Here is a 25,004-nt window from a genome sequence, read left to right as displayed (position 1 = left end):
TGAAGTGGAGTCTCTGCTACGGTGCGCCCATGTCGGCGAAGAATGCCCAGCAGGCGCTCGTGGACCAGTGGCGCGACATCCTGGCGCTGCACGCCCGCACCCAGTGCGAACTCGACCGTGCCCTCGGGCAGCACGGCCTGTGCGCAAGCGACTTCGAGGTGCTGGACGTGCTCTCCGAGGGAGGCTCCTACCGCGTCCAGGAGATCTCCGAGCGCGTACACCTCAGCCAGAGCGCGCTGTCCCGGCTGATCGCACGGCTGGAGAAGGACGGCCTCGTCGAGCGCGGCCTGTGCCCGGAGGACCGCCGCGGCGTGCGGGTGGCGCTCACCGGGAAGGGGCGCGCACTGCACGGGGCGGTCCTGCCGGAGCAGCGCGCTGTGCTGACGAGGATGCTGACGGCCGAAGAGGGCGAGGATCTGCAGTCGGCCTGAGCCGGCGGGCTGGTCCTAGGGCCTGTCCGACACATTCCCGCCTGCCCCGCGGCGACGCCTGACAGGCCCTAGCCGATCGCCGACCGCTCGCGCCACAGGGTGGCGAGTGCCGCGTCACCGGTGATGTGCGGAACCGGCAGCCGGTTCCACAGGGCGAGGTACAACTCCCGTGCCGGGCCGGAGAGTTCGGCGTCCGCCGGGTCGTCCTCGTCGAGCGTGGTCACCGGAGGCGCCGCCGCCGACAGCCGTACGCTCCACACCGCGTCCGGGTCCGACGCCCGCACCCGCAGCAGGCGCGGCTCGTCCGTGCGCACCCGGCTCCTGTCCCGGGCGTGGAAGCCGCGCAGCAGCTCGTCGATGCCGTCGGCCGCGAACTCCCCCTCCACCGCGGCCGGTTGTCCGCCGAGCGCGCTCTGTGCGTCGAACCGGTGCACGGTCGTCTCATGGGCCTGGCGGCGGGTCCAGAACGCCAGGGGCGAGGGGTTCGGCGCCGGGTGGAAGGTCCAGCACTCCACATCGGCCGGCGCCTCGGCCAGGGTGTCCACGAGCCGGCGGTGGCTGTCGCGGTACCAGGCGACCAGCTCGGCGCCGTCGAGAGCGGGCTCCTCGGCGATGGGGCGGGGCTCGGTGATGCCCTCCCGCACGAACGCGGCGGCCCATACATGCACGGCCCCCGTGTGCCGCAGCAGGTCACGTACCTGCCAGTCCGGGCAGGTGGGCACCTTGGCGTCCACTCCGGCCTCCGCCGCGGCGTCCGCGAGCATCCGGCCTTCGGCGTCCAGGGTTGCGAGGTGTCGGGCGATCTCCATGGCAGGAGTCTGCCTGATGGAGTGTGCTCCAGCGCAAGCCGTTTGCGCCGCCGGTGAGGGCGGTCCCGTCAGCCCGCCCGAGGCGGACGGTGCGTCGGCGTCGCACCTGCCCCTGCGCGCGACTTCCGCCTTGCCGTCAAGTGGCCTGTGGGGCCCCAGAGTTCACTGAGCATTGGGGTGAGGTAGGGGTATGCGGCCGCCCTCCCGGCGAATCATCTTGGCATGAACCTGCGGCCCGATCGGCGGGCCGCAGCCTCATGGAGGTGTGGGATGCACCGCAGACTCGCCACCGGTCTGGCCGGCTCGGCTCTCGCCCTGGCCACCGTCGTCGGCACCGCGACCGCCGCCGACGCCGTACCGGCCGACAAGCAGCAGGTCCTCTCCAGCTGGACCCAGACCAGCGCGTCCAGCTACAGCCTCTGGGCGTCCGCCCGGGCGAACCAGTCCGCCTGGTCCGCCTACGCGTTCGACTGGTCCACCGACTACTGCTCCTCCTCGCCGGACAACCCGTTCGGCTTCCCCTTCAGCATGTCCTGCGCCCGCCACGACTTCGGCTACCGCAACTACAAGGCGGCCGGGACGTTCAGCGCCAACAAGGACCGACTGGACAGCGCCTTCTACGAGGACCTCAAGCGCGTCTGCAACAACTACAGCGGCGCCACCAAGACCGCCTGCAACAGCACCGCCTGGACCTACTACCAGGCGGTGCGGGCGTTCGGCTGAGACCCCGCCGGGGCGCGGCGGCCCGCACGGCCGCCGCGCCCTCAGCTGGGGCCGTGCGTGAAGCGCCCCGCCAGCAGCGTGGCGTGCACCGGCAGCTCCCGCAGCGTCCGCACGTCCGCCTCCAGCGGGTCCACGTCCACCACCACCAGATCCGCCGGGTCCCCGGCCCGCACCGCCACGCGCCCGCCCGCCGACGCCGCGAGGGACGCCCGGACCGGGAGGCACTGCTCCGGATGCCAGGCAGGGCGCTCGTCCCGGGTGCGGCCGACCGCCGCCGCGATCGCCGACCAGGGGTCCAGCGGCGCCACCGGCGCGTCCGAGCCGAACTCCAGCCGGGCGCCGGCCGCCAAAAGGTCGGCGTAGGCGAAGGCCCGGCCGGTGCGCCCGGCCCAGTGCCGTTCGGCCACGTCACGGTCGTCCGGCGCGTGCGCGGGCTGCACCCCGGCCGTCACCCCGAGCGCCGCGAACCGCGGCACGTCCTCGGCCGACAGCAACTGCGCGTGCTCGATCCGGCCCCGGCAGCCGACCTCCGCGAACGCGTCCAGCGCCAGGGTGTTGGCCCGGTCGCCGATCGCGTGCACGGCCGGCTCGATGCCATGCGCCCAGGCGTGCCGCATCAGCCGCACCAGCTCCTCGTACGACGTCTCCTGCACGCCGTACGCCTCCGCGGTGCCCTCCAGACCGGGATAGGGGTCGCGGCACAGGGCGGTACGGGTGTTGAGGGAGCCGTCGGTGAACAGCTTCAGCGGGCCCACCCGCAACAGGCCGCCCGTTCCCGGCAGTTCGTCGCCGGTGCGCAGGCCGCGCTCGATCGCCGCGTCCAGGTGGGCCGGGTACACCGCCGCGTCCACGCGCACCGTGAGAGGGCCCGTCGCGGCGCGCCGCGCCCAGTCGGTGAGGTTGTCGGCGAAGTGGAAGTCGATCAGGCCCGTGACCCCGCGCGCCGCGGCGGCCCGGCAGGCCTCGGCCACCCAGCGGTCCACCACCTTTGCGGGCACCTGCGGCAGCGCGGCCACCGCCGCGAAGCACTCGCCCTCGCGCAGCAGCCCCGTCGCATGCCCGGCCCGCCCGACCAGCGCCAGCCCGGCCGAGTTCAGCCATGCCGCGTGCAGATCGGCGCTCACCAGCGCGACCGGCCGCCCCGGACTCACCGCGTCCAGCAGCGACTTGTGCGGCGCGTCCGGCCACAGCCCGTCCCGGAACCCGTAGCCGACGAGCACCTCCCCGGCAGGCAGCGCGGCCGCGTACCGTCGTACGGCGTCGGCGGCCGCGCGCGCCGAGTCCGCGCCGGCCAGGTCCAGCCGGTGCCGTACGCTCGCCCACTGCGCGGCGTGCACATGCGCGTCCCGCAGACCGGGCAGCAGGGTGCGCCCTTCGAGGTCGAGGGCCGGACCTGCGGGGGTCTGCGTCATGACCGCGGCCACCCGTCCGCCCTCGATCCGCACCGAGCCCAGCGGACCGCCCGGCCCCAGCCGTACCCGCGTCAGAGTCAACCCCTCAAGGGGTTCGTCGGGCCGGGGCGGCAGGGCTGTACCGAGGCTCGTCATCCAGGCTCCAGGTCGGGGTCGTCAGCCGAGGGCGCGGTCGAGGTTGAAGGCGGCGCTGATCAGGGCGAGGTGGGTGAACGCCTGGGGGAAGTTGCCCTGTTGCTCACCGGTGCTGCTGATCTCCTCGGCGAAGAGACCGAGATGGTTGGCGTACGTCAGCATCTTCTCGAAGGCGAGTCGGGCCTCGTCCAGCCGGCCCGCCCGCACGAGCGCCTCGACGTACCAGAAGGAGCAGATGGAGAAGGTGCCTTCGTCGCCGCGCAGCCCGTCGGGGCTGGCCTGCGGGTCGTAGCGGTAGACCAGCGAGTCGGACACCAGGTCCTGGGTGAGGGCGTCCAGCGTGGACAGCCACTTGGGGTCGGTGGGCGCGATGAACTTGGCCAGCGGCATCATCAGCACGGCCGCGTCCAGGACTTCACCGTCCTCGTGCTGCACGAAGGCCTGCCGGGACGCGGACCAGCCACGGCTCATGATGCGCCGGTAGATGGTGTCGCGGGCCTCCCGCCAGCGGTTGAGGTCGGCGGGCAGCCCGCGCCGGTGGGCCATCCGGATGGCCCGCTCGATCGCCACCCAGCACATCAGGCGCGAGTAGAGGAAGTTCTTGCGTCCGCCCCGGGTCTCCCAGACGCCCTCGTCCGGCTGGTCCCAGTGCGCGCACACCCAGTCGACGAGCGCGCACACGTCGTCCCACTGGTCGCTGGAGACGGGCTTGGCCCACTTGTCGTAGAGGTAGACGGAGTCGATCAGCGCGCCGTAGATGTCGAGCTGGAGCTGGTCGGCGGCGGCGTTGCCGACCCGGACGGGCGCGGAGCCGTGATGGCCTTCCAGATGGGGGAGTTCACGCTCCGTCAGATCGGTGCGGCCGTCGATGCCGTACATGATCTGCAGCGGTCCGGAGGCGCGGCCGTCGCCGGGGGTGATGTGCCGGGTCACGAACTCCATGAACGCCTCGGCCTCGCCGGTGAACCCCAGCCGCAGCAGGGCGTAGACGCAGAACGCGGCGTCACGCACCCAGACGTAGCGGTAGTCCCAGTTGCGTTCGCCGCCGAGCTGTTCGGGCAGGCTGGTGGTGGCCGCGGCGACGATCGCGCCGGTGGGAGCGTACGTGAGCAGCTTCAGGGTGAGGGCGGAGCGGTGCACCATCTCGCGCCAGCGGCCCCGGTAGCGGGACTGGGCGAGCCAGCGCCGCCAGTACGCGACCGTCGCGGTGAACTGCCGTTCCGCCTCGGTGCGGGCGCAGCCGCGCGGCTGGACGTCGCCGCCGACCTGGTCGAGGGCGAACACCGCCGACTCGCCCTCGGCGAGCTTGAAGTCGGCCCGCGCGTCCGGGCCCCGGACCTCCAGCGGGACGGTCGAGGTCAGCGCGAGGGAGAGCTTCTCGGACTCGAACACCGCCATGTCGCCGACCATGCGCAGGGTGTGGGACAGCGCGCCGTAGTCGAAGCGGGGCGCCACCCGCACCCGGAACGGCAGCGAGCCGCGCACGCACACCACCCGCCGGATCAGCCGGTGCCGGTCGGCCTCGACCGACTCGCCGCCGACCGGCATGAAGTCCTGCACCTCGCCGACGCCGTCCTCGGTGAAGAAGCGGGTGATCAGGACATTGGTGTCGGGGAAGTAGAACTGCTTGGTACGGGCCGGGCCGATCGCCGCGAGCTCGAAGCAGCCGCCCCGGTCGGCGTCCAGGATCGAGGCGAAGACGCTGGGCGCGTCGAAGGCCGGGCAGCAGTACCAGTCGATCGTGCCGTTCGTGCCCACCAGGGCCACACTGCGCAGGTCGCCGATCAGGCCGTGGTCGGAGATCGGCAGATACCGGCCCTCACCGACCGCCTCGAATCTCGGTGTCCCGGCCATCGCAGCCTCCCTCACGGGCTCGCACAGCGCGGCTACCAGCTTAGACACGAACCCCGTGGGTCACACGGCGCGGACGGTGATCCCGGCCTCCTCGAAGCGGCGGACCGTCTCCTCCTCCACCGCCGAGTCGGTGACCAGCGTGTTCACGGCCTCGGCCGCGCAGATACGGGCGAAGGCGCGGCGGCCCAGCTTGCTGGAGTCGGCGGCGACGACCACGCGCTCGGCGCGCTCGCACAGCAGCCGGTTGATGGCGGCCTCGGCCTCGTCGTGCGCGGCGGCCCCGTGCGTCACGTCGAAGGCGACGACCCCGAGGACGGCGACATCGAGGGTGATCTGGCCGAGCACCCCGTCCGCGAGCGGCCCGATGAGCTCGTACGACTGCGCGCGGGCCACCCCGCCCGTCACCACGATCTTGAACTGGGGCCGCACCGCCAGCTCGTTGGCGATGTTCAGCGCGTTGGTCACGACGGTCAGCGCCGGCGAGCCCGAGGTGAGGTCGGCCCGCACCGCCAGGGCGCGCGCCACCTCCGTGGTGGTCGTCCCGCCGGTCAGGCCGACCGCCTCGCCGGGCGCTATCAGGTCCCCGACGGCCCGCGCGATGCGCTGCTTCTCCGAGGCGCGGCGGGCCGTCTTGTAGCGCAACGGCAGCTCGTACGACACCCCGTGCACGACCGCGCCGCCGCGCGTGCGCACGAGCATCTGCTGCTCGGCGAGCTGGTCGAAGTCGCGCCGGATCGTCGCGGCCGACACCTCCAGCTCGGCCGCCGCCTCCTCGACATCCAGCCGGCCGCGCTCCACCAGCAGCTCCAGCAGCGTCTTCCAGCGGGCGTCGCGCGACATCCGCACCTCCAGCCAATCCCAAGGTCACCGGCGTTCCGGGCGACCCTAGCGCACCCGCCGCCAGCAGGAATGGCAGCGAAATGCTTGAAGATGCTCGAAAGCCCGCGCTATCTTGCATGAACAATCACCGCTCGGGAGGGGTACGGCATGACCCATGTCGAGGACGAGCTCAGCAGCCAGCCGGAGTGCTGGACGCGGGCCGCGCAAGCGGCACCGGAGCACCGCGCGGCGCTGCCCGCGGCGGGGGAGCGTGTCGCGATCGTCGGCTGCGGCACCTCGTACTTCATGGCGCAGGCGGCCGCGGCCCTGCGCGAGGGTGCGGGTCAGGGCGAGACGGACGCGTTCGCCGCCTCGGAGTTCCCGCGCGGCCGGTCCTACGACCGTGTCGTCGCCCTCACCCGGTCCGGCACCACCACCGAAGTCCTGGAACTGCTGGCCGAGTTGCGGGGACGCGCACGCACGACCGCGATCACCGCCGACCCGCACACCCCGGTCATGGACGCCGCCGACGACCTGGTCGTCCTCGACCACGCCGACGAACGCTCCGTCGTCCAGACCCGGTTCGCCACCACCGCGCTGACGTTGCTCCGCGCCCATGTGGGCCTGCACAGCGACTCCGCCGTGACCGACGCCCGCACCGCACTCACCGAGCCGCTGCCCCAAGGCCTCGTCGAACTCACCCAGTTCACCTTCCTCGGCCGGGGCTGGACCGTGGGCCTGGCCAACGAGGCCGCGCTCAAGATGCGCGAGGCGTCCCTGTCCTGGGCGGAGGCCTACCCGGCGATGGAGTACCGGCACGGGCCGATCAGCGTCACCGGGCCCACCACCGCGACCTGGATGTTCGGCCAGGCGCCCGAGGGGCTCGCCGACCAGGTGCGGGCGACCGGCGGCCGCTGGCTGGCCGGGGGCCTCGACCCGCTCGCCGAACTCGTCCGCGCCCAGCGCCTCGCCGTCGCGATCGCCGCCGCGCGCGGCCTGGACCCGGACAATCCGCGCCATCTGACGCGGTCGGTGATTCTCACGCCGTGAGCGCGTGAGCGCGTGAGCGCGTGAGCGCATGAGCGCATGAGCGCGTGAGTCCCTGAGTTTCTGAGCCCCTGAGTCCCCCGACAGCCCTCGCCCCAGGGAGAGCCCGCGTGTCCCTCAGCACCACCGGTGAGCTCGTCGCCCGCGCTGCCGCGGACCGTCGTGCCGTCGCCGCCTTCAACGTCGTCACCCTGGAGCACATCGAGGCCGTCATCGCAGGCGCCGAGAGCGCCGGCGCGCCCGTCGTGCTCCAGGTCAGCGAGAACGCCGTCAAGTTCCGCTACGGACGCCTGCTGCCGCTGGCCCGCGCCGCCGTCGCCGCGGCCGAACGGGCCGATGTGCCCGTGTCCCTGCACCTGGACCATGTGCAGAGCGACGCACTGCTGCGCCAGGCACCCGAGGCGGGGTTCAGCTCGGTGATGTACGACGCCTCACGGCTGCCGTACGCCGAGAACCTCGCCGCCACCCGTGCCGCCGCCGACTGGGCCCACGCTCAAGGCCTCTGGATCGAGGCCGAGTTGGGCGAGGTCGGCGGCAAGGCAGGGCGTCCCGCGCTGGACGCGCACGCGCCGGGTGCCCGGACCGACCCCACTGAGGCCCGGGCGTTCGTCGCGGACTCCGGCGTGGACGCCCTCGCCGTCGCCGTCGGCAGTGTGCACGCCATGACCACGCGCACCGCCACCCTCGACCACGACCTGCTCAAACGCCTGTCGACCGCGCTGGACGTGCCGCTCGTGCTGCACGGCTCCTCGGGCGTCCCCGACGACGAGCTGACCGCCGCGGTCACCGGCGGCATCACCAAGGTCAACATCGGCACCGCCCTCAACGTGGCCATGACCGGCGCCATTCGGGAGTTCCTCGCCGCCCACCCCGAGGCCGTCGACTCCCGCACCTACCTCAGCGTGGGCCGCGAGGCGATGGCGCAGGCGGTCGCGGGCACGGTGCGGCTGCTCGGCAGCGGCCCGGCCGCCGCCTGACGTCTGCGCCTGACGTCCCGCCCCCGGGCGACTACCGCCTGACCGCCTTCAGTACCACGAACTTCGGGTCGCTCGCGACGAGTTGGCTGTTGCCGAACACCTTCCGCAGCTTCACGTGGTACCCCAGGTGCCGGTTGCCGATCACCCACAGCTCGCCGCCCGGCCGCAGCACCCGCCGCGCCCCGGTGAACATCCGCCACGCCGTCGAGTCGGTCGTCGCCTGGTGGGAGTGGAAGGGAGGGTTGTTCAGCACGAGGTCGACACTGCCCTCCGCCACTCCCGCCAGCCCGTCCCCGACCCGGAACTCGGCATGCCCCGGCACGCCGTTCGCCCGGTACGTCGCCTCCGCGGAGGCCACCGCCTGGAACGACTCGTCGGTGAACAGCACCTCCGCCTCGGGGTTGGCCAGCGCCACCGCCGTACCGACCACGCCGTTGCCGCAGCCGAGGTCCACCACCCGGCGGGCGCCGCGCGTGGCGGGCAGGTGGCCGAGGAAGAACCGGGTGCCGATGTCGAGGCGGTCGGCGCAGAAGACGCCCGCGTGGTTGACGACCGTACGGCCCGAGACGGGACCGACTCCGCCGGGGAGGTCGTAGCGGTACGGCCACGGGTTGGCGGGCCGCTCCAGCGCGGCGTCCGGCGTGCAGAAGATCAGCCGTGCCTTCTTCTCGGCGAGCGAGGTCCGGGTCGGGCCGATGATCCGCTCGAACAGCTGGAGCGTGGAGGTGTGGATCTCCTTGACCATGCCGGTGCCGACGACGACCGTGCCCTCGTGGAGCGCGGGCGCCAGCCGCTGGAGCTGGTCCTCCAGCAGGGCGAGGCTCTTGGGCACCCGCACCAGCAGCACGTCGATCCTCGGCGGCGGCGTGTCCTGCGTGGTGAGCAGCTGCACGGCGCCCGGCTCCACACCGGCCCGCGCCAGGTTGGCCCGGCTCGCCTCCTGGCCCAGATAGGAGTCGGTGATCTGCACCGGCCGGTGTGCCGCCAGTGCCGTCACCAGCGCGCCCCACCGGTCGCCGAGCACCACGACCGTTCCGGACAGGTCGACGCCCGCGTCGGCGAGATGCCGCAGCAGGTACTCGTCGGAGGCGTCCCAGGCGCGCAGCCTGTCGCGCGGGTCCTCGGGGAAGCGGGCCAGCTGAAGCTCGCCCCAGGGAGTCGTCATACGGTCGTTCATCGTGCGTCCAGGCTAGCCGAGCCGCAGCTCAGCACAGGTGGGGGAGGATGGGCACATGGACGCCGAGCTGTTCCCCCGCGTGCGCACGGAGCCGGCGCCGGGCGCGGTCCATGTGCCGGACTGGCTCGACGAGGCCCGCCAGCGCGAGCTGCTGGCCGCCTGCCGCGGGTGGGCGCGCCCACCCGCCGGCCTGCGCACGGTCCGCACCCCCGGCGGCGGCACCATGACCGCCCGCCAAGTGTGTCTGGGCTGGCACTGGTACCCGTACGCCTACGCCCGCACCGTCGTCGACGGCGACGGCACCCCGGTCAAGCCCTTCCCGGCCTGGCTCGGCGAACTGGGCCGGCGGGCGGCGAGCGAGGCCCTGGGGGAGCAGGCGCCCCCGTACGACATCGCGCTGATCAACTTCTACGACGGTGACGCCCGCATGGGCATGCACCGCGACGCCGACGAGCGCTCCGACGCGCCGGTGGTGTCGCTGAGCCTCGGCGACACCTGCGTCTTCCGCTTCGGCAACACCGAGACCCGTAACCGGCCGTGGATGGACGTCGAGCTGCGCAGCGGGGACCTGTTCGTGTTCGGCGGGCCGTCGCGGTACGCGTACCACGGTGTGCCGAGGGTGCTGCCCGGCACCGCGCCCGCCCGGCTGGGCCTGACCGGACGGCTGAACGTCACCCTGCGGGTCAGCGGCTTCCCGGTGATCGGCCCCTGATGGGGATCATGGGAGACTCGCCCTCATGAGCGGCAAGGCGGACCCCCGGCCGGCGGGGGAAGGGACCACCTCGAGGACGCGGTTGGACCGGGGGCGCGGTGCGCTCGGGCCCGCGTTGGAGCTCGTGCACACCGGACGGGCGCCCACCCGCGCCGTGCTGACCGCGGAACTCGGCGTCACCCGCGCCACGGCCGGCGCGGTCGCGGCGGAGCTGGAGGCGCTCGGCCTGATCCGGGTCGACGCCCGGCCGGGAGCCGCCGCCGGTTCGCAGGGCCGGCCCTCGCACCGCCTGGAGGTTGCCGAGAACGGCCCTGTGGCACTGGCCGCGCAGGTGCACTCCGACGGGTTCCGGGCGGCGCTGGTCGGCCTCGGCGGGCGGATCGTGGCGACCGCGCCGGGCTGCGAGGTCGTCGACGCCGACCCGTCGAAGGTGCTCGGCTCGGTCGTGGAGGCGGGCGCCCGGCTGCTGCGGGAGACCGGGCGGCGCTGTGTCGGCGCCGGGCTCGCCGTGCCGTCCGCGATGGCCGAGCCGGAGGGCCTCGCCCTCAACCCGCTGCACCTGGCCTGGCCGGCGGGCGCTCCGGTGCGGGAGATCTTCGCCGACTGTGTGCGCGAGGCGGGCATCGAGGAGCCCGCCTTCGCCGCCAACGACGTCAACCTCGCCGCGCTCGCCGAGCACCGGCACGGAGCCGGACGCGGCGCCCGTGACCTGCTGTGCGTGGCCACCGGGCACCGCGGCGTCGGCGGCGCCCTGGTGCTCGACGGCCGGCTGCACACCGGCAGCGGCGGGCTCGCCCTGGAGGTCGGCCACCTCACCGTCAACCCCGAGGGCCGCCCCTGCCACTGCGGCAGCCGCGGCTGCCTCGACGTCGAGGCCGACCCGCTGGCCCTGCTCACCACCGCCGGACGCACCCCCGGCCCCGAGGTGTCCCTGCTTCAGCAGGCCAATGACCTGCTCCGCCGGGAGTACGCCGACCCGGTCGTGCGCACCGCCGCCGAGGCCCTCATCGACCGCCTCGGCCTCGGCCTCGCCGGGCTGGTCAACATCCTCAACCCGGACCGCATCGTCCTCGGCGGCCTGCACCGTACGCTGCTGGAGGCCGACCCGGACCGGCTGCGGGCCGTCGTAGCCGACCGCAGCCTGTGGGGCCGCAGCGGTGGCGTCCCCATCCTGGCCTGCTCCCTGGACCACAACAGCCTGGTCGGCGCGGCCGAACTGGCCTGGCAGCCGGTCCTGGACGACCCGCTGGGGGCACTGGCCAGGACCTGAGCCATCGGTACGGCTACAGCGCGGCCCCTCCGTCGATCACCAGGTCGGTGCCCACCACCGAGCCCGCCGCGTCGGACGCCAGGTACAGCACCGCCTGGGCCACCTCCTCCGTCGCCGCGACACGGCCCAGCGGCGACTCGTCCTTCATGCGCACGGCGCGATCGGCCTCGGTCTCCCCGGGGTGGAGGGACATGGTGGTGTCGGTGGCGCCCGGGCTGACGGTGTTGATGCGGACGCCGTCGGCGATGTACTCCAGGGCCGCGCCGCGGGTCAGCGAGGTGACGGCCGCCTTGCTCGCCGAGTAGGCGGTGGCGCCGGGGACCTGCTTGTGCCGGCCCAGGTTGGAGGAGACGTTGACGATCGCGCCGCTGCGCGGCTGGCTGCGCATCTGCGCCACCTCGGCCCGCAGAGCGAGGAACACACCGGTGACGTTGATGTCGAACAGCTCCCGCCAGTCCTCCTCCGGCATGTCGGCGACCGGCCCGCCCCGGAAGACGCCGGCGTTGTTCACGGCCACGTCCAGCGACCCGAACTCCTCGGCCACGCCCCGCACGAGCGCCTCCACCTCGGCGGCCCGTGACACATCGGCGACCCGGGCGACGGCCGTGCCGCCGGCCTTCTCCGCGAGGGCGACGGTCTCCTCCAGCGCCCCGATGCGGCGCCCGGCCGCCACGACACGGGCCCCCTCGGCGGCGAACGCGAGGGCGATGGCCCGCCCGATGCCGGAGCCGGCGCCGGTGACAAGGACGGTACGGCCGGAGAAGCGGTTGTCGGACATGAGATCAACTTCCTTTCGGTGAACGGAAATCCGAGGGCCTGCCGAGCGCGAACGCGGCGCAGGCGAACAGGACGGCCGCCGCGGCGAGGCTCGCCCGGTCGCCGCCGACGGCGAGCAGAAGGGCGAAGACGACGGTCGGGCCCGTCTCCATCGCGGCGTTGTGCACGCTGCCGGCGAGCCCGGTGCGCTCGGCGGGCACCCGGTCGGTGGCCAGTACGGCCGCCCCGGCGAAGGACGCGGCCGCCCCGGCAGGCAGCAGCAGAAACCCGGGCAGCACCCCGACGGCGTACGGCACGCCGGTGTCGAGCCCGAGCAGGGCGAGCAGCGCGAGCCCCGCGGCGGCCACGGCCAGTCCGCCGCCGGCGACGACGGCGGGGCCCAGACGCCCGACGAGCGGTCCCGCGAGGCGCCCGGCGGCGAGCAGCGCGAGGGCGAACGGCAGGAAGGCGGCCGACGTCCGCAGCGCCGACCAGTCGCGCACGTCCTGGAGGTGGAGGGAGAACAGCACGAACACCGTGCTGGTCCCGGCCGCCGTGAGCGCGGTGGCGGCGAGCCCCCGCACCCGCCGGCCGTCGCGCAGGAACCCGGGCGGCAGCAGCGGGTCCCGCACCCGCCGCTCGACCAGCGGGAACCCTGCGAGCAGCACGACCCCGACGGCCAGCGGAACCAGCACCCGGCAGGACGCCCAGGGCCAGGCGTCGGTGAGCACGAGCCCGTAACTGGCCGCCACGATCCCGCCGGTGGCCATCACCGCCCCGGCGACGTCGAGTCCCCCACGGCCCGCCGTACGCGCGCCGTCGGCCGGCAGCGTCTCGGGGACGCCGAGTCCACCGCGGCCCGCCGTACGTGCGGGGCCGGGCGGCAGCTCCCTGGTGACGTCGAGTCCACCGCGGCCCGTCGCACGCGCGCCGTCGGCCGGCAGTGTCCCGGGGATGCCGAGGTCCTCACGGCCCGCCGCACGCGCGCCGCAGGCCAACACCGCCTCGGCGACGTCGAGACCCCCACGGCCCACCGCACGCGCGCCGCCGGCCGGCAGCACGCGGGGTGCGAGCAGCAGCGCGGCCGTGGCGGCGACCGGTGGCAGGGTGAGGGCCCAGCGCCAGGACAGCAGGGCCGACACCACCCCGGACAGCAGGTTCCCGGCCGTCGCGCCCAGTACCGACAGGCCGCCCCAGGTCGCCATCGCCCGCCGGTACGAGGCCGGTTCGGCGAACAGCGTCCGCAGGGCGGCCATCGCGGCCGGCGCGGTCAGGGCCGCCCCGGCGCCCTGCGCGAACCGTGCCGCGAGCAGGGCGCCGTACGCCGGGGCGAGTGGTGCGGCGGCCGACGCGACCGCGAAGATCGCCAGCCCGGTCAGCAGCGCGCGCCGGCCTCCCCAGCGGTCCGAGAGCCGGCCGCCGAACAGCAGCAGCCCGGCGAAGGTCAGCCCGTAGGCGGCGCTCAGCAGCACCAACTCCTCGCGGCGCAGGACGAACCGGGCCCCGATCTCGGGCAGCGGCACGGCGATCGCGGCCAGCGTGAAGATCAGCGTGACCTGGATCGAGCCGAGCAGCGCGAACGCCCCGCGCGTGCCGGGCGCAGTCCGCGTGACACGGACGGTCGTGGTCATGACTCCCCCTTTCTTGACCGATCGGTTCAGAATCTGGGCGTGCGAAACCCCGCCCTGGCGACGGGCGGGTCCGCTCAGTCCAGCAGCCCCAGTGCCTGTTCCGCCGCGTCCCGCACCCGGGCCGGGTCCGTGGAGGCCTTGCCGACCACCCGCAGCCCCTGCATCAGCACCAGCAGCATGCGGGCCAGGGCCGCCGGATCGCGGTCCCGGGGGAGTTCGCCCTGCTCCTGGGCGCGTACCAGTGCCGAGTGCAGCAGCGTCTCCAGGTGCTCCCAGCTCAGCTCGACGCGGCGGGCCATCGCGCTGTCGTGCGGGGCGAGTTCGGCAGCGGTGTTGGTCATGAAACAGCCGGTCTCGCGGCGGGAGTCGTCGGCGGCCTCCGCCGCGAACCGGCGCACCACCGTGCGTACGGCCGGCAGTGCGGGCCCCGGCTGCGACAACTCGCGCAGCAGATGCGGGTCGGACTGCTCGCCGTACCGGTCGAGCGCCTTCAGGTACAGGTCGCGCTTGTTGCCGAACGTGGCGTACAGGCTGGCCCGGCCGATGCCGAGGTGCTCGACGAGGTCGGCCATCGAGGTGGCCTCGTAGCCGCGCCGCCAGAACAGCTCCAGCGCGGACTGCAGAACGGCGTCGGGGTCGAACTCCTTGGTACGGGCCATGAGTTGAACTCTAAGCAATTCAAGAACGATCGGTCAACTATGACCGAGGGAACCGGACTTGCCGCTTCCCTTTGTGGGCGTGACATGTGCAGGTCTAAGCTCAGCCGATCTTCAGCCAGGATGACTGAAAGGACCCCCTGTGCCTCACTCCGCGTCGGCCGGCCCGGCCTCGGGCGGGCGAAGACCCCGCCGCAAGCAACGAGCCGTGGCCGCAGCGCTGTTGGCCGCCCTCGTGTGCGCCCCGCTGCCCCTGCTCACCGACCCCGCGTTCGCCGAGGACACCGACCCGGCCGCCGGGGCCGCCGCGGCGCCGGAGGCACCCCGGGCCGCGCGGACCGAACTCGTCTCCGAGCGCACCGAGTCCACCACCACCTGGGCCAACGCCGACGGCTCCACCACCGTCGAGGCGTACACCGGCCCGATCCGCGTCAAGCAGTCCGACGGCACGTGGAAGCCCGTCGACACCACCCTCGTCGCCGAGGACGGCGTGGTGCGGCCGAGGACCGCGGCCGCCGACATCGCCTTCTCCGGCGGCGGTTCGGGCGAACCGCTGGCCGAGGTCTCCCGCGGCGGCCGCACCCTGGGCCTGGACTGGCCCGGGAAGCTGCCCGAGCCGCGCCTCGACGGCCCGACCGCCGTCTACCCGGGCGCCGTCGAGGGCGGCGATCTCGTGGTGACCGCCCTCAAGGAGGGCTTCTCCCACTCCGTCGTCCTCAACGAGCGCCCCGACGGCCCGGTCAGCTACCGGCTGCCCGTCTCCGCCGACGGCCTCACCCTGCACGAGACCGCGGACGAACGCCTGCGCTGGAGCGACAGCAGCGGCCGTACGGTGGCCACCGCGCCGCTGCCGGTCATGTGGGGCGCCGGGGAGAGGACCGCCTCCGGCGAGCCCGAGGACCTCGCGGCCATCGACGTCACCGTCGAGCGGGACACGGCCACCGGCGACCAGGTGCTGGTCCTTGAGCCCGACGACGAGTTCCTCTCCGACCCAGGCCTCGAGTACCCGGTCACCATCGACCCGACCGACTCCCTGCTCGGCCCGGTGACCGACACCTGGGTGCAGTACGACGACTACCTCACCTCGCAGCGCGGCTCGACCGAGCTGAAGGCCGGTACCTACAACGGCTCCGAGAAGGCCCGCTCGTACCTGAAGTTCGACGTGGCGAAGTACGCCGGCAAGCACGTCCTGGACACCGACCTGCGGCTGTACTCGTACTACTCGTCCACCTGCAACACCGACAACGCCGGCAACCAGGTCCGCCGTATCACGTCCTCCTGGGACCCGTCGGCCATCACCTGGGACGCACAGCCGACGACCACCTCGACCGGCGCCGTGACCTCCACCGCCGCCAAGGGCTACAACTCCACCTGCCCGGCCGGGCATGTCTCCTGGGACATCGACGGCATCGTGCAGGCCTGGGCGGACGGCCAGCCGAACCACGGCGTGCGGATCGCGGCCGTGGACGAGACCGACCCGCTGACCTGGCGCCGCTACCACTCGGCGAACCAGACGGACGGCTCGCACAACGCCGCCTACGAGCCCTCCCTCACGGTCACCTACAACTCCAGGCCCGGTACCGCGGCGGCCGTCTCCCCGCTGTCCGGCACCTACACCTCGGACACCACGCCCACGCTGTCCGCGAAGGCCGTCGACGACGACGGCCAGCAGCTCACGCTGAGCTTCGAGGTGTGGGCGGCGAACGGCACCGCGGCCCTGCAGACCGGCACCTCCGCCTCCGTCGCCTCCGGCGCGGTCGCCACCCACACGGCCGCCACGCTGACGCCCGGCGACTACAAGTGGCGGGCCAGGGCGTCGGACGGCACCGACACCGGGGCCTGGACGGCGTTCCAGACGTTCACCGTCGACACGACGGCCCCCTCCACCCCGGCCCTCACCTCCACCAGCCACCCGTCCACGACGGCCTGGTACGGCGCCACCACGTTCACCGGCACGCTCGCCTCGACCGACGCCTCCGGCGTGACCGGCTACGCGGTCAAGCTCGACCAGAGCCCGACCACCGCCGCCGGGACCACCGTCACCCAGACGACCCCCGACGTGACCTGGTCCGGGCGCACCGACGGCACCTGGTGGGTGCACGCGGCCGCCCAGGACAAGGCCGGCCTGTGGTCGCCGACCCGGCACCTGTCCTTCAACGTCGACACCACCGCCCCCGGCACGCCCGGCGGCCTGGCCTCCTCCACGCACCCCGTGACGACCAGCGCGTATGCCGGCCGCACCGCGTCCTTCAGCTGGTCGGCACCCACCGACCTGTCCGGCGCGGCCGGGTACGCGGTCACCGTCGACCGCGTCGCCGACACCCTGCCGGCCACCACCGGCACCGTGCAGACGGGGACGAGCCTCACCACCACCGTCGACGCGGACGGCACCTGGTACCTGCACGTACGGGCCAAGGACCGGGCCGGCAACTGGTCGGCCGGCGCGGCGCATCTGCCGTTCCGGGTCGACATGACGCTGCCGCCGAGCCCGGTGATCAGCTCCACCACCCACCCGGACCAGAGCGGCGCGTACAAGAGCGGCTCCTTCAGCGCCACCTGGACCGCGCCCACCGGGGCCTCCGCCGGCTACAGCGTCGTCGTCGACGCCCTCGCCGACACCGTCCCGGACACCACCGCCGAGACCACCGCGACCTCGTACGGCACGACCCGTACCGAGGGCACCTGGTACCTGCATGTGCGCGGCATCGACGGCAACGGCACGGGCGGGGCGGCCTCGCACTACCGCTTCACCGTCGACACCACCGCACCCGGCGCCCCGGCGGTGACCTCCGCGGCCTACCCGGCGGACGCCTGGGCCGGCGGCGCGAACGTGACCGGCACCTTCACCCTGACGCCCGCCGGCACCGACACCCGCAGCCTGACGTACACGCTGGACGGCGGTGCCGCGCAGACCGTCACCACCACCGGCGGCCCCGTGGACCTGCCGGTCACCCCGGCGACCGAGGGCAGCCACCGGCTCACCGTCACGGCCACCGACCGGGCCGGCAACGTCTCGGCCGCGACCCAGCGCGCCTTCCACGTGGGCCGGGCCGTCGTGACCGCGCCCGCCAACGGCGAGGTGCTCGTCGGCACGGTCGACCTCGCGATCGCCGCCCCGGCCTCGCTGACGGACGTCACCTTCCTGCAGCGGGCCTCGTCCGCCGACCCCTGGCAGGTCATCCCGGTCGCGCAGGTCACCCGGGTCGACGGCACCGCCGTGACCTGGCCGGTGGCGCTCACCGGCGGCAGCGCGCCCAAGCTGCTGTGGGACACCTCGTCCCTCTCCGGCAGCGGCGGTCTGCAGATCGGCGCCCGCTTCGGCGGCGCCTACGCCCCACCCGCGGCCGAGCCGGTCTCCGTGGTCGTCGACCGTGTCGAGGTCATCGACGGCGGCGGCGCGGGCGACGTGCCGGAGGCCGAGCCCGCCCAGGCCTACGCCCTGCAGCAGGCCGAGGCCCGCGCCGCCGAGGCGCCCGACGCCTACGCCCCTCCTTACGTCGACCCGGTTTCGGGCGACCTGGTCGCGCCGGTCGTCGAGGAGTCGTCCGCCGACGAGGCGGCCGCCCCCATCCAGGTGACGCAGGTCCCCGCGGACGAGGGCACCGGTCTGCCCGCCGAGGACACCGAGGAGGGCACCAAGCCGGACACCACCACCGACGAGTCGGAGGTGGCGGTACCGCCCGCCGACGGCTCCGCGGAGACCACCGGCGAGGAGTCCTACCCGATGCCGGAGGACACCCCCGAGACGGCCCCCGCTCCCACCGGCACGACCGTCACCGAGCAGATCACCCCGCACACCGAGGTCGTGGAGAACAGCGTCACCGCACTGCAGTCCGTGCGCGACGAGGTCCTCCTGCTGCCGGAGACGGAGCTGCCCGGCGCCGGCGACCTGCACGTCGCCTATGTCGACGCCGTGGAGAACCGCGTCGTCGTGGAGACCGAGACGGCCGCACCGGCCCTCGTCACGGCCCTCGGCGAGCGCTACGGCACCGACGCGGTGGCCGTGGAGGTCGCGCCCGGCACCGCCGACGTGCAACAGCAGGCCAACCGCCAGTACGACACCTCGCCCTACTACGGCGGCGCGCGCATCAAGTCGTACGTCTCCGACACGTCGGCCAAGTGGTGCACCGCCGGCTTCTCCTGGCGGTACGACGGCAAGTGGTACATGGTCACCGCCGGCCACTGCACCTCCGGCAACGGCGCCATCCTCGACCCGGCCGAGAAGGACTACATCGGCCCCGTCGTCCGCGACAACTGGAAGAACGGCTCGGGCTCGGTGAAGCTGTCCGGCCAGAGCTACTACTCCGGTGACCTCTCCCTGTACCGGGTCCTTCCGGGCAGCACGGCGTCGGCCCGTATCTACAAGGGCGGCAAGACGTCCAGCACCTCGCGGGAGGTCCACGACTACTGGCGGCGCTGGGCGCAGAGCGGTGACCAGTTCTGCACGGGCGGCATGATGACCGGCGAGAAGTGCGGCTGGAAGGTGAAGTCGACCCAGGCGACCATCAAGTACGACGAAGGCTCCGTCGCCAAGAACATGGTCGTCGCCAAGAAGACCTCCGGCACCTGCACCATCAAGGGTGACTCCGGCGGCCCGACGTACACCGTCGACGGCAGCGGCCGCGCCTACGCCAAGGGCATCATCTCCGGCGGCGGAGGCGGCGGCGGGGACAACAGCGGCGGCCTCTTCGACCCGTGCTGGCTGTACTTCACGGACATCGGGCTGGCCAACAGCGCGTTCCCCGGCACGGTGGCGAGGTACTGACATGCGCCGCGCATTTCTCCCGCCCCTGCTGGCGCTGGCCCTGACCGGATGCTCGTTCCTCGGTCAGGACACGCCCTGCACCCGGGCCGACGGGGAGTCGGCGGTCTCGCTCGTGTGGCGGCCGTCGGACTTCGGCGGCCGGGACGCGGCGACGATCCGGCTGTGTGTGAACGACGCCTGCAAGGAGCGGACTTCGGGCGATCCCGCGGACCCGTTCATGTCGGTGTCGGTCCGCCTCGCCGACGACATCGGGGCCACCACGGTCCCGGTGCGGCTGCTCGTCGACTTCGCCGACGGCCGGCCCCCGCTCGCGCAGGACAGCACGGCGAGGCTGAAGGAGCAGCACCCCAACGGCTCCGCCTGCCCGCCCACCGTCCGGACGGCGACCTACCGCGTCGACCCCGACAAGGGCCTCACCTCACCGAAGGGCCTGTCCCTCCAGTAGCGGCCAAGTGCCCGTCCTCCCAACCGGCTTGGGGGGACGGGCACCCGCCGTTCAGACCTCGACCGCGCGCCGCGGCCTCGCAACCAGCTCCCCGCCGCAGTTGGGGCACACCCCGGCCATCGCCTCGGTGCACGGCACACAGAAAGTGCACTCGTAGGTACAGATACGGGCCGGCGCGTCGTACGGCAGCTCCGCCGTCGTACACCGCTCGCAGCGGTCGCGCATCTCCAGGGCCATGGCCGTTCTCCTCGTCTCACGCTGTGCGTACGCCCTCATCGTCGTCGCACGGCACCCGCGCGTCAGCGCCCGCGAGGGCCAGAGATCCTCAGGATCGGGCCACCGACCGGGCTCACCACTGCCGGCCCCTCGGCAGCGACTTGCGGCCCGGCGCCGACAGATGCAGCACCTGGAAGACATCGCCCTCCGCCTCCGGCCGCTCCCGCGCCCACAGCGAGAAGTGCACCGTCTCCCACCGGCTCGGATCCACGGCCGCCGCCGCGCACACCGCCCCGTCGCGCCCCGCGAGCCGCCCCGCCTCACGCGCCGCGTCCTCCATCACCTCCGCCAGCACCCGTCCGTCCGGAACCGGCCGCGTGTGCCGTACGGCGACCAGGGCGGGCGCATCGGCCGCGCCGCCCTCCTCGTAGGCGAGGCCCGTCCACTGCCGCACCACCGGCCGGCCGAAGTCGTCGGGGATGCCCTGGAACGGGCCGCCCCACAGGAAGGAGTTCATGCCCTCGACCGTGTTCCACAGGTAGAAGGGCGCGTACTCGTTCACGGGCGACCCGGCCACGCCGCGCTCCCGCATCAGATACGCCTTGAAGCCCAACCCCTCGAAACCGTCCATGAGATGGCCGCGGGTGGCGACCCGGGTGCGGATGATGTCCATGTCGTAGTCGGCGGGCAGGGTGACGGGGTAGTGCAGTGCGTGCATGTCATCTCTCCTCAGGGGCCAGCAGGGTGAGCAGACCTCGGACGCCGGCGTCGAAGGCGGCGGTCGAACCGGAGGCGCGGGCCAGGACGTAACCGCCCTGCACGGTCGCGACGACCGTCGCGGCGATCTCCTCGGGCACCAGAGCGGGCCCGAACTGCCCCTGGTCCTTGCCCTCCTGGACGATCCCGGCGAGCCGGGCATGCAGCCAGGCGAGCGTCTCCTCGACCGGCGCCCGCAGTTCCTCGCTCGCGATCACGTCCGGGTCCATCGTCAGCCGGCCGACCGGACAGCCCCGCAGCACATCGCGCTCGTGCAGCAGATAGGCCCGGACGCGCTCGTACGGCGTGCCGGGCCCGCCCAGCACCGCCTCGGCGGCCCCGCGCAGCTGTTCCGCCGTGCGCCGGATGGCGGCCAGGGCGAGATGGGGCTTGCCCTTGAAGTGGTGGTACATGCTGCCCTGCCCGGCGCCGGCGCGCTCCAGGATCGCCTTGGGGCTCGTGCCCACGTACCCGCGCTCCCAGAGCAGCTCCTGGGCGGACTCGATCAGACGCTCCGAGGTGCTCATGCCACCACTGTACATACTAGTAGTTACAGACGTCCGTACTCCCCGGGAGGTATCCGCACTGCCCCCGCCCGTACGACGACCCGGACCCCCTCCCGGAGCCAGGCTCGAGACATCACTCGAAGTCCGTTCCTGGAAAGAGGGAGTTGAACCGCCATGCAGACACTCGCCCACTGGGACGGCGGCCCCGGGCCGTGGATCCTGCTCTTCCCCGTGATCTGGGCGGCCGTGGTCGTCACCGCCGTCACCCTGCTGCGCCGCACCGTGTGGCGCGGGCGCCGCGCCCCCTGGCGGCCGCCCGAGGACCGCACGCCCTCCGGCGACTCGCCCATCGCGATGCTCGGCCGCCGGTTCGCCTCCGGCGAGATCGACGAGGACGAGTACTGGCGCCGGCTGTCCGTCCTCGACGAGCAGTTCGGCCGTACGAAGGGCGGTGCGGCATGACGGTGACCACCGAGGTGCGCACCGCCGCCCGGGTCGTCGACGCCGTGAAGGTCTACGGCCACGGCGACACCGAGGTCAGGGCCCTGGACGGGGTGAGCGTCGGCTTCCCGGCCGGCCGCTTCACCGCGATCATGGGGCCCTCCGGCTCCGGCAAGTCCACCCTGATGCACTGCGCGGCCGGCCTGGACACCCTCACCTCGGGCGCCGCCTTCATCGGCGACACCGAACTCGGCGCCCTCGACGACCGCAGGCTGACCCTGCTGCGCCGCGACCGGGTCGGGTTCGTCTTCCAGGCGTACAACCTGGTGCCCACGCTGACCGTCGCCGAGAACATCACCCTCCCGCTGGACCTCGCGGGGCGCGGCGGCGACCCGGAGTGGATCGACACGCTGATCGACGTCGTCGGCCTGCGCGACCGGCTGCGGCACCGGCCCGCCGAACTCTCCGGCGGCCAGCAGCAACGCGTCGCCGTCGCCCGGGCGTTCGCCGGCCGCCCCGACGTGGTCTTCGCCGACGAGCCGACCGGCAACCTCGACTCCCGCAGCGGCCAGGAGGTCCTCGGCCTCCTCGGGCGTGCCGTGCGGGAGACGGACCGCACGGTGGTCATGGTCACCCACGACCCCGTGGCCGCCGCCCACGCCGACGAGGTGCTGTTCCTGGCCGACGGGCGCCTCGTCGACCGGATGGAGGACCCGACCGCCGACAAGGTCCTGGACCGCATGAAAGCCTTCGAGGTGCCCTCATGAACGCCTCCCTGCGCCTGAGTCTGTCGTCCCTGCGCGCCCACAGACGGCGCTTCGCCGGTACGTTCCTCGCCGTGCTGCTCGGCGTGGCGTTCCTGGCCGGCACGCTCGTCATGGGCGACACCCTGCGGGCCAGTTTCGACTCCCTGTTCGGCAACGCGACCGCCGGCACCGACGCGGTCGTCCGCAGCGCCGACGCGATCACCACGCCGGGCGAGAGCCAGGGCGTGCGCGAACCGCTGGACGCCGGCCTGACCGACCGGATCGAGGACGTGCCCGGCGTCGCCGCCGCCGCGCCCGACATCCAGGGCGCGGGCCAGCTCGTCGGCAAGGACGGCGACCCCGTCGGCGGCCAGGGCCCGCCCACCCTCGCCGGCAACTGGATCACCGACCCCGAGCTCAACCCCTACCGGCTCGCCGAGGGCCGCGCCCCCGAGAGGTCCGGCGAGGTCGTCGTCAACCGCGGTGCCGCCGACAAGGGCGGCCTGAAGATCGGCGACACCACGACCCTCCGTACGCCCGACCCCGTACGGGTCACCGTCGTGGGCCTGGCGACCTTCGGCGGCGAGGACGGCATGGCCCAGGTGACCTTCACCGGCATGACCCGCGCCGACGCGGAGAAGTACCTCACCGCCCGACCGGGCGAGGCGGCGTCGATCCTGGTGCGGGCCGAGCCCGGAGTGGGCCAGGAGGAACTGGTCGACCGGCTGACCCCGGCCCTGCCGAAGGGCGTCGAGGCCATCACCGGCCAGGACGCGGCCGCCGAGAACACCGACATGATCTCCAGCCAGTTCCTGACCCTGTTCACCACCTTCCTGCTGGTGTTCTCCGGGATCGCGCTTCTGGTCGCGACCTTCTCGATCCACAACACCTTCGCCATCGTCGTGGCCCAGCGCACCCGCGAGAACGCCCTGCTGCGCGCCCTCGGCGCCTCCCGCCGCCAGGTCACCGCCACCACCCTCGCCGAGGCGACCGTCGTCGCGGTGAGCGCGTCCGCGGCCGGCCTCGCGGGCGGCATCGGCATCGCGGCCGGACTCCAGGCACTCTTCCCGGCGATCGGCTTCCCCTTCCCCGACGGCGACCTCGTCGTCACGACCCTGTCGATGGGGCTGCCCCTCGCGGTCGGTGTCGTGGTCTGCCTGCTCTCCGCCGTGCTGCCCGCCGTACGCGCCGGACGCACCGCGCCCCTGGCAGCCCTGCGGGAGACGGCCGTCGACACCTCGGGCGCCTCACGCGCGCGTGCCGTCCTCGGCATCGGGGTGCTCACCGCCGCACTGGCCGTGACCCTCACCGGCGTACTGCTCTCCCCGTCCCTGTGGCTCGCGGGCACCGGCGCGGTCCTCGCCCTGGCCGCGTTCGTGATCCTCGGCCCGGTCGCCGCCGGTTCGGCCGTACGGGTCCTCGGCGGGCCCCTCGACCGGCTGCGCGGCGTCACCGGCTCACTCGCCCGGCGCAACGCCCTGCGCAACCCCGGGCGGACCGCCGCCACCGCCAGCGCGCTGATGATCGGCGTGGCCGTGGTGTCGCTGTTCACGGTGTTCGGGGCCTCGCTGAAGGCGACCATGGACCAGACGGTGTCCCGCTCCTTCGCGGGCGATGTCGCCGTCAGCACTCCGTCCTTCGGCGCGGGCGGCAGCGGGCTGAGCCCGAGGCTCGCCGGAGCGGTCGCCGCCCTGCCCGAGGTGGACACGGCCGTCGGACTCGGCCGGGGCGTCGCCGAGGTCGAGGGGCAGGGGCGGGCCCTGACCGTCACCGACCCGGTGGCCCTGGAACGCACCTTCGACCTCGGCCAGGTCCGGGGCTCCCTCGGCGACCTCGGCACGGACGGCATCGCCGTCACCGAGAAGGAGGCCGAACGGCAGCACCTCGCGGTCGGCGACCCCGCCCGACTGACCTTCACCGATGGCGAGCGGCGGACCTTCACCGTCCGCGCGCTGTACGAGCAGTCCGAACTCGCCGGCGACTACGTCGTCACCCGCGCGGCGTGGGCCCCGCACCGCACCCAGGACGCCGACTCGCTGGTCGCCGTCTCCTTCGAGGACGGGGTGGACACGGCCGCGGGCAAGGCGGCGGTGGAACAGGTCGCCGAGCACTACGGCAATCCCGAGGTGCAGACCCGTGACGAGTAAGCCGAGTCCTCCGCCGGCGGCATCGACATGATGCTGACCTTGGTCTACGCGCTGCTCGCCCTGGCCGTCCTGATCGCCCTGCTAGGCATCGCCAACACCCTCACCCTGGCCGTCCACGAGCGCACCCGCGAACTGGGCCTGCTGCGTGCCGTCGGCCAGACGCGGTCCCAGCTGCGGGCCATGGTCCGCTGGGAGTCCGTCCTGGTCGCCGCCTTCGGCACAGCCGGTGGCCTGGGCCTGGGCGCCTTCCTCGGCTGGGTCCTGGTCAAGTCCTCCGACGCGTCGAGCGACAGCGCGTTCGCCTTCGCGCTGCCGCCGATACAACTCACCGTGGTCGCACTGGTGGGCCTGGCGGCGGGCGCCCTCGCCGGCTGGAGGCCGGCGAGGAGGGCGGCACGGCTGGACGTACTGAGGGCGGTGGCCATGGAGTGACCGGACTTCGGGGGCAGGGTGGCAGTGCCTGTACGAGGCTCGGAGCAGTGCCCTCAGGGGCGCGGGGCCGTATCGACATGCGGCTCCGCCGCGTGGGCGCGAAAAGCCACGACGAACCCGCACCCGGAGGACGACCTCGCC

At 73.6% G+C, this 25,004-nt stretch carries 21 protein-coding genes and 1 pseudogene; 11 read left to right on the top strand and 11 right to left on the bottom strand.

All coding sequences use genetic code 11. The features are described from left to right. Nucleotides 1–29: 29 nt before the first annotated feature. Nucleotides 30–431, top strand: coding sequence for a MarR family winged helix-turn-helix transcriptional regulator (locus ACIQ6Y_RS17755; protein ID WP_404039246.1), 402 nt, complete (start codon nucleotides 30–32; stop codon nucleotides 429–431). A gap of 68 nt (nucleotides 432–499) precedes the next feature. On the opposite strand, the gene ACIQ6Y_RS17750 is transcribed toward ACIQ6Y_RS17755, so the two are convergent. Continuing rightward, the gene (locus ACIQ6Y_RS17750) at nucleotides 500–1,240 is read right to left on the bottom strand and encodes a maleylpyruvate isomerase family mycothiol-dependent enzyme (protein ID WP_404039243.1); all 741 of its coding nucleotides are present in this window, start codon (nucleotides 1,238–1,240) and stop codon (nucleotides 500–502) included. Nucleotides 1,241–1,510: 270 nt separating this feature from the next. Between ACIQ6Y_RS17750 and ACIQ6Y_RS17745 the strand changes: the two genes are divergently transcribed. Beyond that, nucleotides 1,511–1,963 (top strand): phospholipase, encoded by a 453-nt coding sequence (locus ACIQ6Y_RS17745; protein ID WP_404039240.1) that lies wholly within the window; start codon nucleotides 1,511–1,513, stop codon nucleotides 1,961–1,963. A gap of 41 nt (nucleotides 1,964–2,004) precedes the next feature. Here ACIQ6Y_RS17745 and ACIQ6Y_RS17740 read toward each other — a convergent pair whose 3' ends face one another. From ACIQ6Y_RS17740 to ACIQ6Y_RS17730, 3 genes are read right to left on the bottom strand one after another with little or no spacing between them, the layout of a single operon-like run. After that, the gene (locus tag ACIQ6Y_RS17740) at nucleotides 2,005–3,510 is read right to left on the bottom strand and encodes an amidohydrolase (RefSeq protein ID WP_404039237.1); all 1,506 of its coding nucleotides are present in this window, start codon (nucleotides 3,508–3,510) and stop codon (nucleotides 2,005–2,007) included. Between the two features lie 21 nt (nucleotides 3,511–3,531). Further along, nucleotides 3,532–5,364, bottom strand: coding sequence for a glycoside hydrolase family 15 protein (locus tag ACIQ6Y_RS17735; protein WP_404039234.1), 1,833 nt, complete (start codon nucleotides 5,362–5,364; stop codon nucleotides 3,532–3,534). Nucleotides 5,365–5,424: 60 nt separating this feature from the next. Further along, a complete protein-coding gene (locus tag ACIQ6Y_RS17730) occupies nucleotides 5,425–6,204 on the bottom strand; it encodes a DeoR/GlpR family DNA-binding transcription regulator (protein ID WP_404039231.1) in 780 nt (259 codons plus the stop codon). 147 nt (nucleotides 6,205–6,351) lie between these two features. On the opposite strand from ACIQ6Y_RS17730, the gene ACIQ6Y_RS17725 reads away from it, so the two are divergent. Beyond that, nucleotides 6,352–7,233: an SIS domain-containing protein gene (locus tag ACIQ6Y_RS17725; protein WP_404039229.1), complete on the top strand. Its 882-nt coding sequence runs from the start codon at nucleotides 6,352–6,354 to the stop codon at nucleotides 7,231–7,233. Between the two features lie 107 nt (nucleotides 7,234–7,340). After that, entirely contained in the window at nucleotides 7,341–8,207 is an 867-nt protein-coding gene (locus ACIQ6Y_RS17720) for a ketose-bisphosphate aldolase (protein WP_404039226.1), read from the top strand. Nucleotides 8,208–8,238: 31 nt separating this feature from the next. On the opposite strand, the gene ACIQ6Y_RS17715 is transcribed toward ACIQ6Y_RS17720, so the two are convergent. Then, nucleotides 8,239–9,372: a methyltransferase gene (locus ACIQ6Y_RS17715; RefSeq protein WP_404040099.1), complete on the bottom strand. Its 1,134-nt coding sequence runs from the start codon at nucleotides 9,370–9,372 to the stop codon at nucleotides 8,239–8,241. A gap of 67 nt (nucleotides 9,373–9,439) precedes the next feature. Between ACIQ6Y_RS17715 and ACIQ6Y_RS17710 the strand changes: the two genes are divergently transcribed. Then, nucleotides 9,440–10,096 carry an alpha-ketoglutarate-dependent dioxygenase AlkB family protein gene (locus tag ACIQ6Y_RS17710; protein WP_404039223.1) on the top strand — a complete coding sequence of 219 codons (657 nt, stop codon included), beginning with the start codon at nucleotides 9,440–9,442 and terminating at the stop codon, nucleotides 10,094–10,096. 25 nt (nucleotides 10,097–10,121) lie between these two features. Further along, nucleotides 10,122–11,366 carry an ROK family protein gene (locus ACIQ6Y_RS17705; protein WP_404039221.1) on the top strand — a complete coding sequence of 415 codons (1,245 nt, stop codon included), beginning with the start codon at nucleotides 10,122–10,124 and terminating at the stop codon, nucleotides 11,364–11,366. Nucleotides 11,367–11,379: 13 nt separating this feature from the next. On the opposite strand, the gene ACIQ6Y_RS17700 is transcribed toward ACIQ6Y_RS17705, so the two are convergent. The 3 genes from ACIQ6Y_RS17700 to ACIQ6Y_RS17690 form a co-directional block, all read right to left on the bottom strand. After that, a complete protein-coding gene (locus ACIQ6Y_RS17700) occupies nucleotides 11,380–12,144 on the bottom strand; it encodes an SDR family NAD(P)-dependent oxidoreductase (RefSeq protein WP_404039218.1) in 765 nt (254 codons plus the stop codon). A gap of 4 nt (nucleotides 12,145–12,148) precedes the next feature. Further along, nucleotides 12,149–13,753 (bottom strand): MFS transporter, encoded by a 1,605-nt coding sequence (locus ACIQ6Y_RS17695; RefSeq protein ID WP_404039215.1) that lies wholly within the window; start codon nucleotides 13,751–13,753, stop codon nucleotides 12,149–12,151. Nucleotides 13,754–13,827: 74 nt separating this feature from the next. Further along, nucleotides 13,828–14,412, bottom strand: a complete 585-nt coding sequence (locus tag ACIQ6Y_RS17690; protein ID WP_404039212.1) for a TetR/AcrR family transcriptional regulator — start codon at nucleotides 14,410–14,412, stop codon at nucleotides 13,828–13,830. A gap of 205 nt (nucleotides 14,413–14,617) precedes the next feature. On the opposite strand from ACIQ6Y_RS17690, the gene ACIQ6Y_RS17685 reads away from it, so the two are divergent. Beyond that, on the top strand, nucleotides 14,618–19,174 hold the full coding sequence (locus ACIQ6Y_RS17685) for a DNRLRE domain-containing protein (RefSeq protein ID WP_404039210.1): 4,557 nt from the start codon (nucleotides 14,618–14,620) through the stop codon (nucleotides 19,172–19,174). 1 nt (nucleotide 19,175) lies between these two features. After that, nucleotides 19,176–19,619, top strand: a complete 444-nt coding sequence (locus tag ACIQ6Y_RS17680) for a hypothetical protein (protein ID WP_404039207.1) — start codon at nucleotides 19,176–19,178, stop codon at nucleotides 19,617–19,619. Nucleotides 19,620–19,670: 51 nt separating this feature from the next. Here ACIQ6Y_RS17680 and ACIQ6Y_RS17675 read toward each other — a convergent pair whose 3' ends face one another. The 3 genes from ACIQ6Y_RS17675 to ACIQ6Y_RS17665 form a co-directional block, all read right to left on the bottom strand. Continuing rightward, nucleotides 19,671–19,856: a DUF1272 domain-containing protein gene (locus ACIQ6Y_RS17675; RefSeq protein ID WP_404039205.1), complete on the bottom strand. Its 186-nt coding sequence runs from the start codon at nucleotides 19,854–19,856 to the stop codon at nucleotides 19,671–19,673. Between the two features lie 112 nt (nucleotides 19,857–19,968). After that, nucleotides 19,969–20,553, bottom strand: a complete 585-nt coding sequence (locus tag ACIQ6Y_RS17670; protein WP_404039202.1) for a DUF4865 family protein — start codon at nucleotides 20,551–20,553, stop codon at nucleotides 19,969–19,971. A 1-nt stretch (nucleotide 20,554) separates the two neighbouring features. Further along, the gene (locus tag ACIQ6Y_RS17665) at nucleotides 20,555–21,133 is read right to left on the bottom strand and encodes a TetR/AcrR family transcriptional regulator (RefSeq protein WP_404039199.1); all 579 of its coding nucleotides are present in this window, start codon (nucleotides 21,131–21,133) and stop codon (nucleotides 20,555–20,557) included. A gap of 138 nt (nucleotides 21,134–21,271) precedes the next feature. Between ACIQ6Y_RS17665 and ACIQ6Y_RS17660 the strand changes: the two genes are divergently transcribed. The 3 genes and pseudogenes from ACIQ6Y_RS17660 (at nucleotide 21,272) to ACIQ6Y_RS17650 (ending at nucleotide 24,863) form a co-directional block, all read left to right on the top strand. Further along, nucleotides 21,272–21,559 (top strand): SHOCT domain-containing protein, encoded by a 288-nt coding sequence (locus ACIQ6Y_RS17660; RefSeq protein WP_404039197.1) that lies wholly within the window; start codon nucleotides 21,272–21,274, stop codon nucleotides 21,557–21,559. After that, entirely contained in the window at nucleotides 21,556–22,305 is a 750-nt protein-coding gene (locus tag ACIQ6Y_RS17655) for an ABC transporter ATP-binding protein (RefSeq protein ID WP_404039194.1), read from the top strand. Before ACIQ6Y_RS17660 ends, ACIQ6Y_RS17655 begins: the two co-directional genes overlap by 4 nt. Further along, a pseudogene (locus tag ACIQ6Y_RS17650) lies at nucleotides 22,302–24,863 on the top strand (ABC transporter permease). Before ACIQ6Y_RS17655 ends, ACIQ6Y_RS17650 begins: the two are co-directional and overlap by 4 nt. Nucleotides 24,864–25,004: the final 141 nt, after the last annotated feature.

Source organism: Streptomyces sp. NPDC096205, from assembly GCF_044763135.1.
Taxonomy (GTDB): domain Bacteria; phylum Actinomycetota; class Actinomycetes; order Streptomycetales; family Streptomycetaceae; genus Streptomyces.
This window is presented reverse-complemented; position numbering and strand designations above follow the sequence as displayed.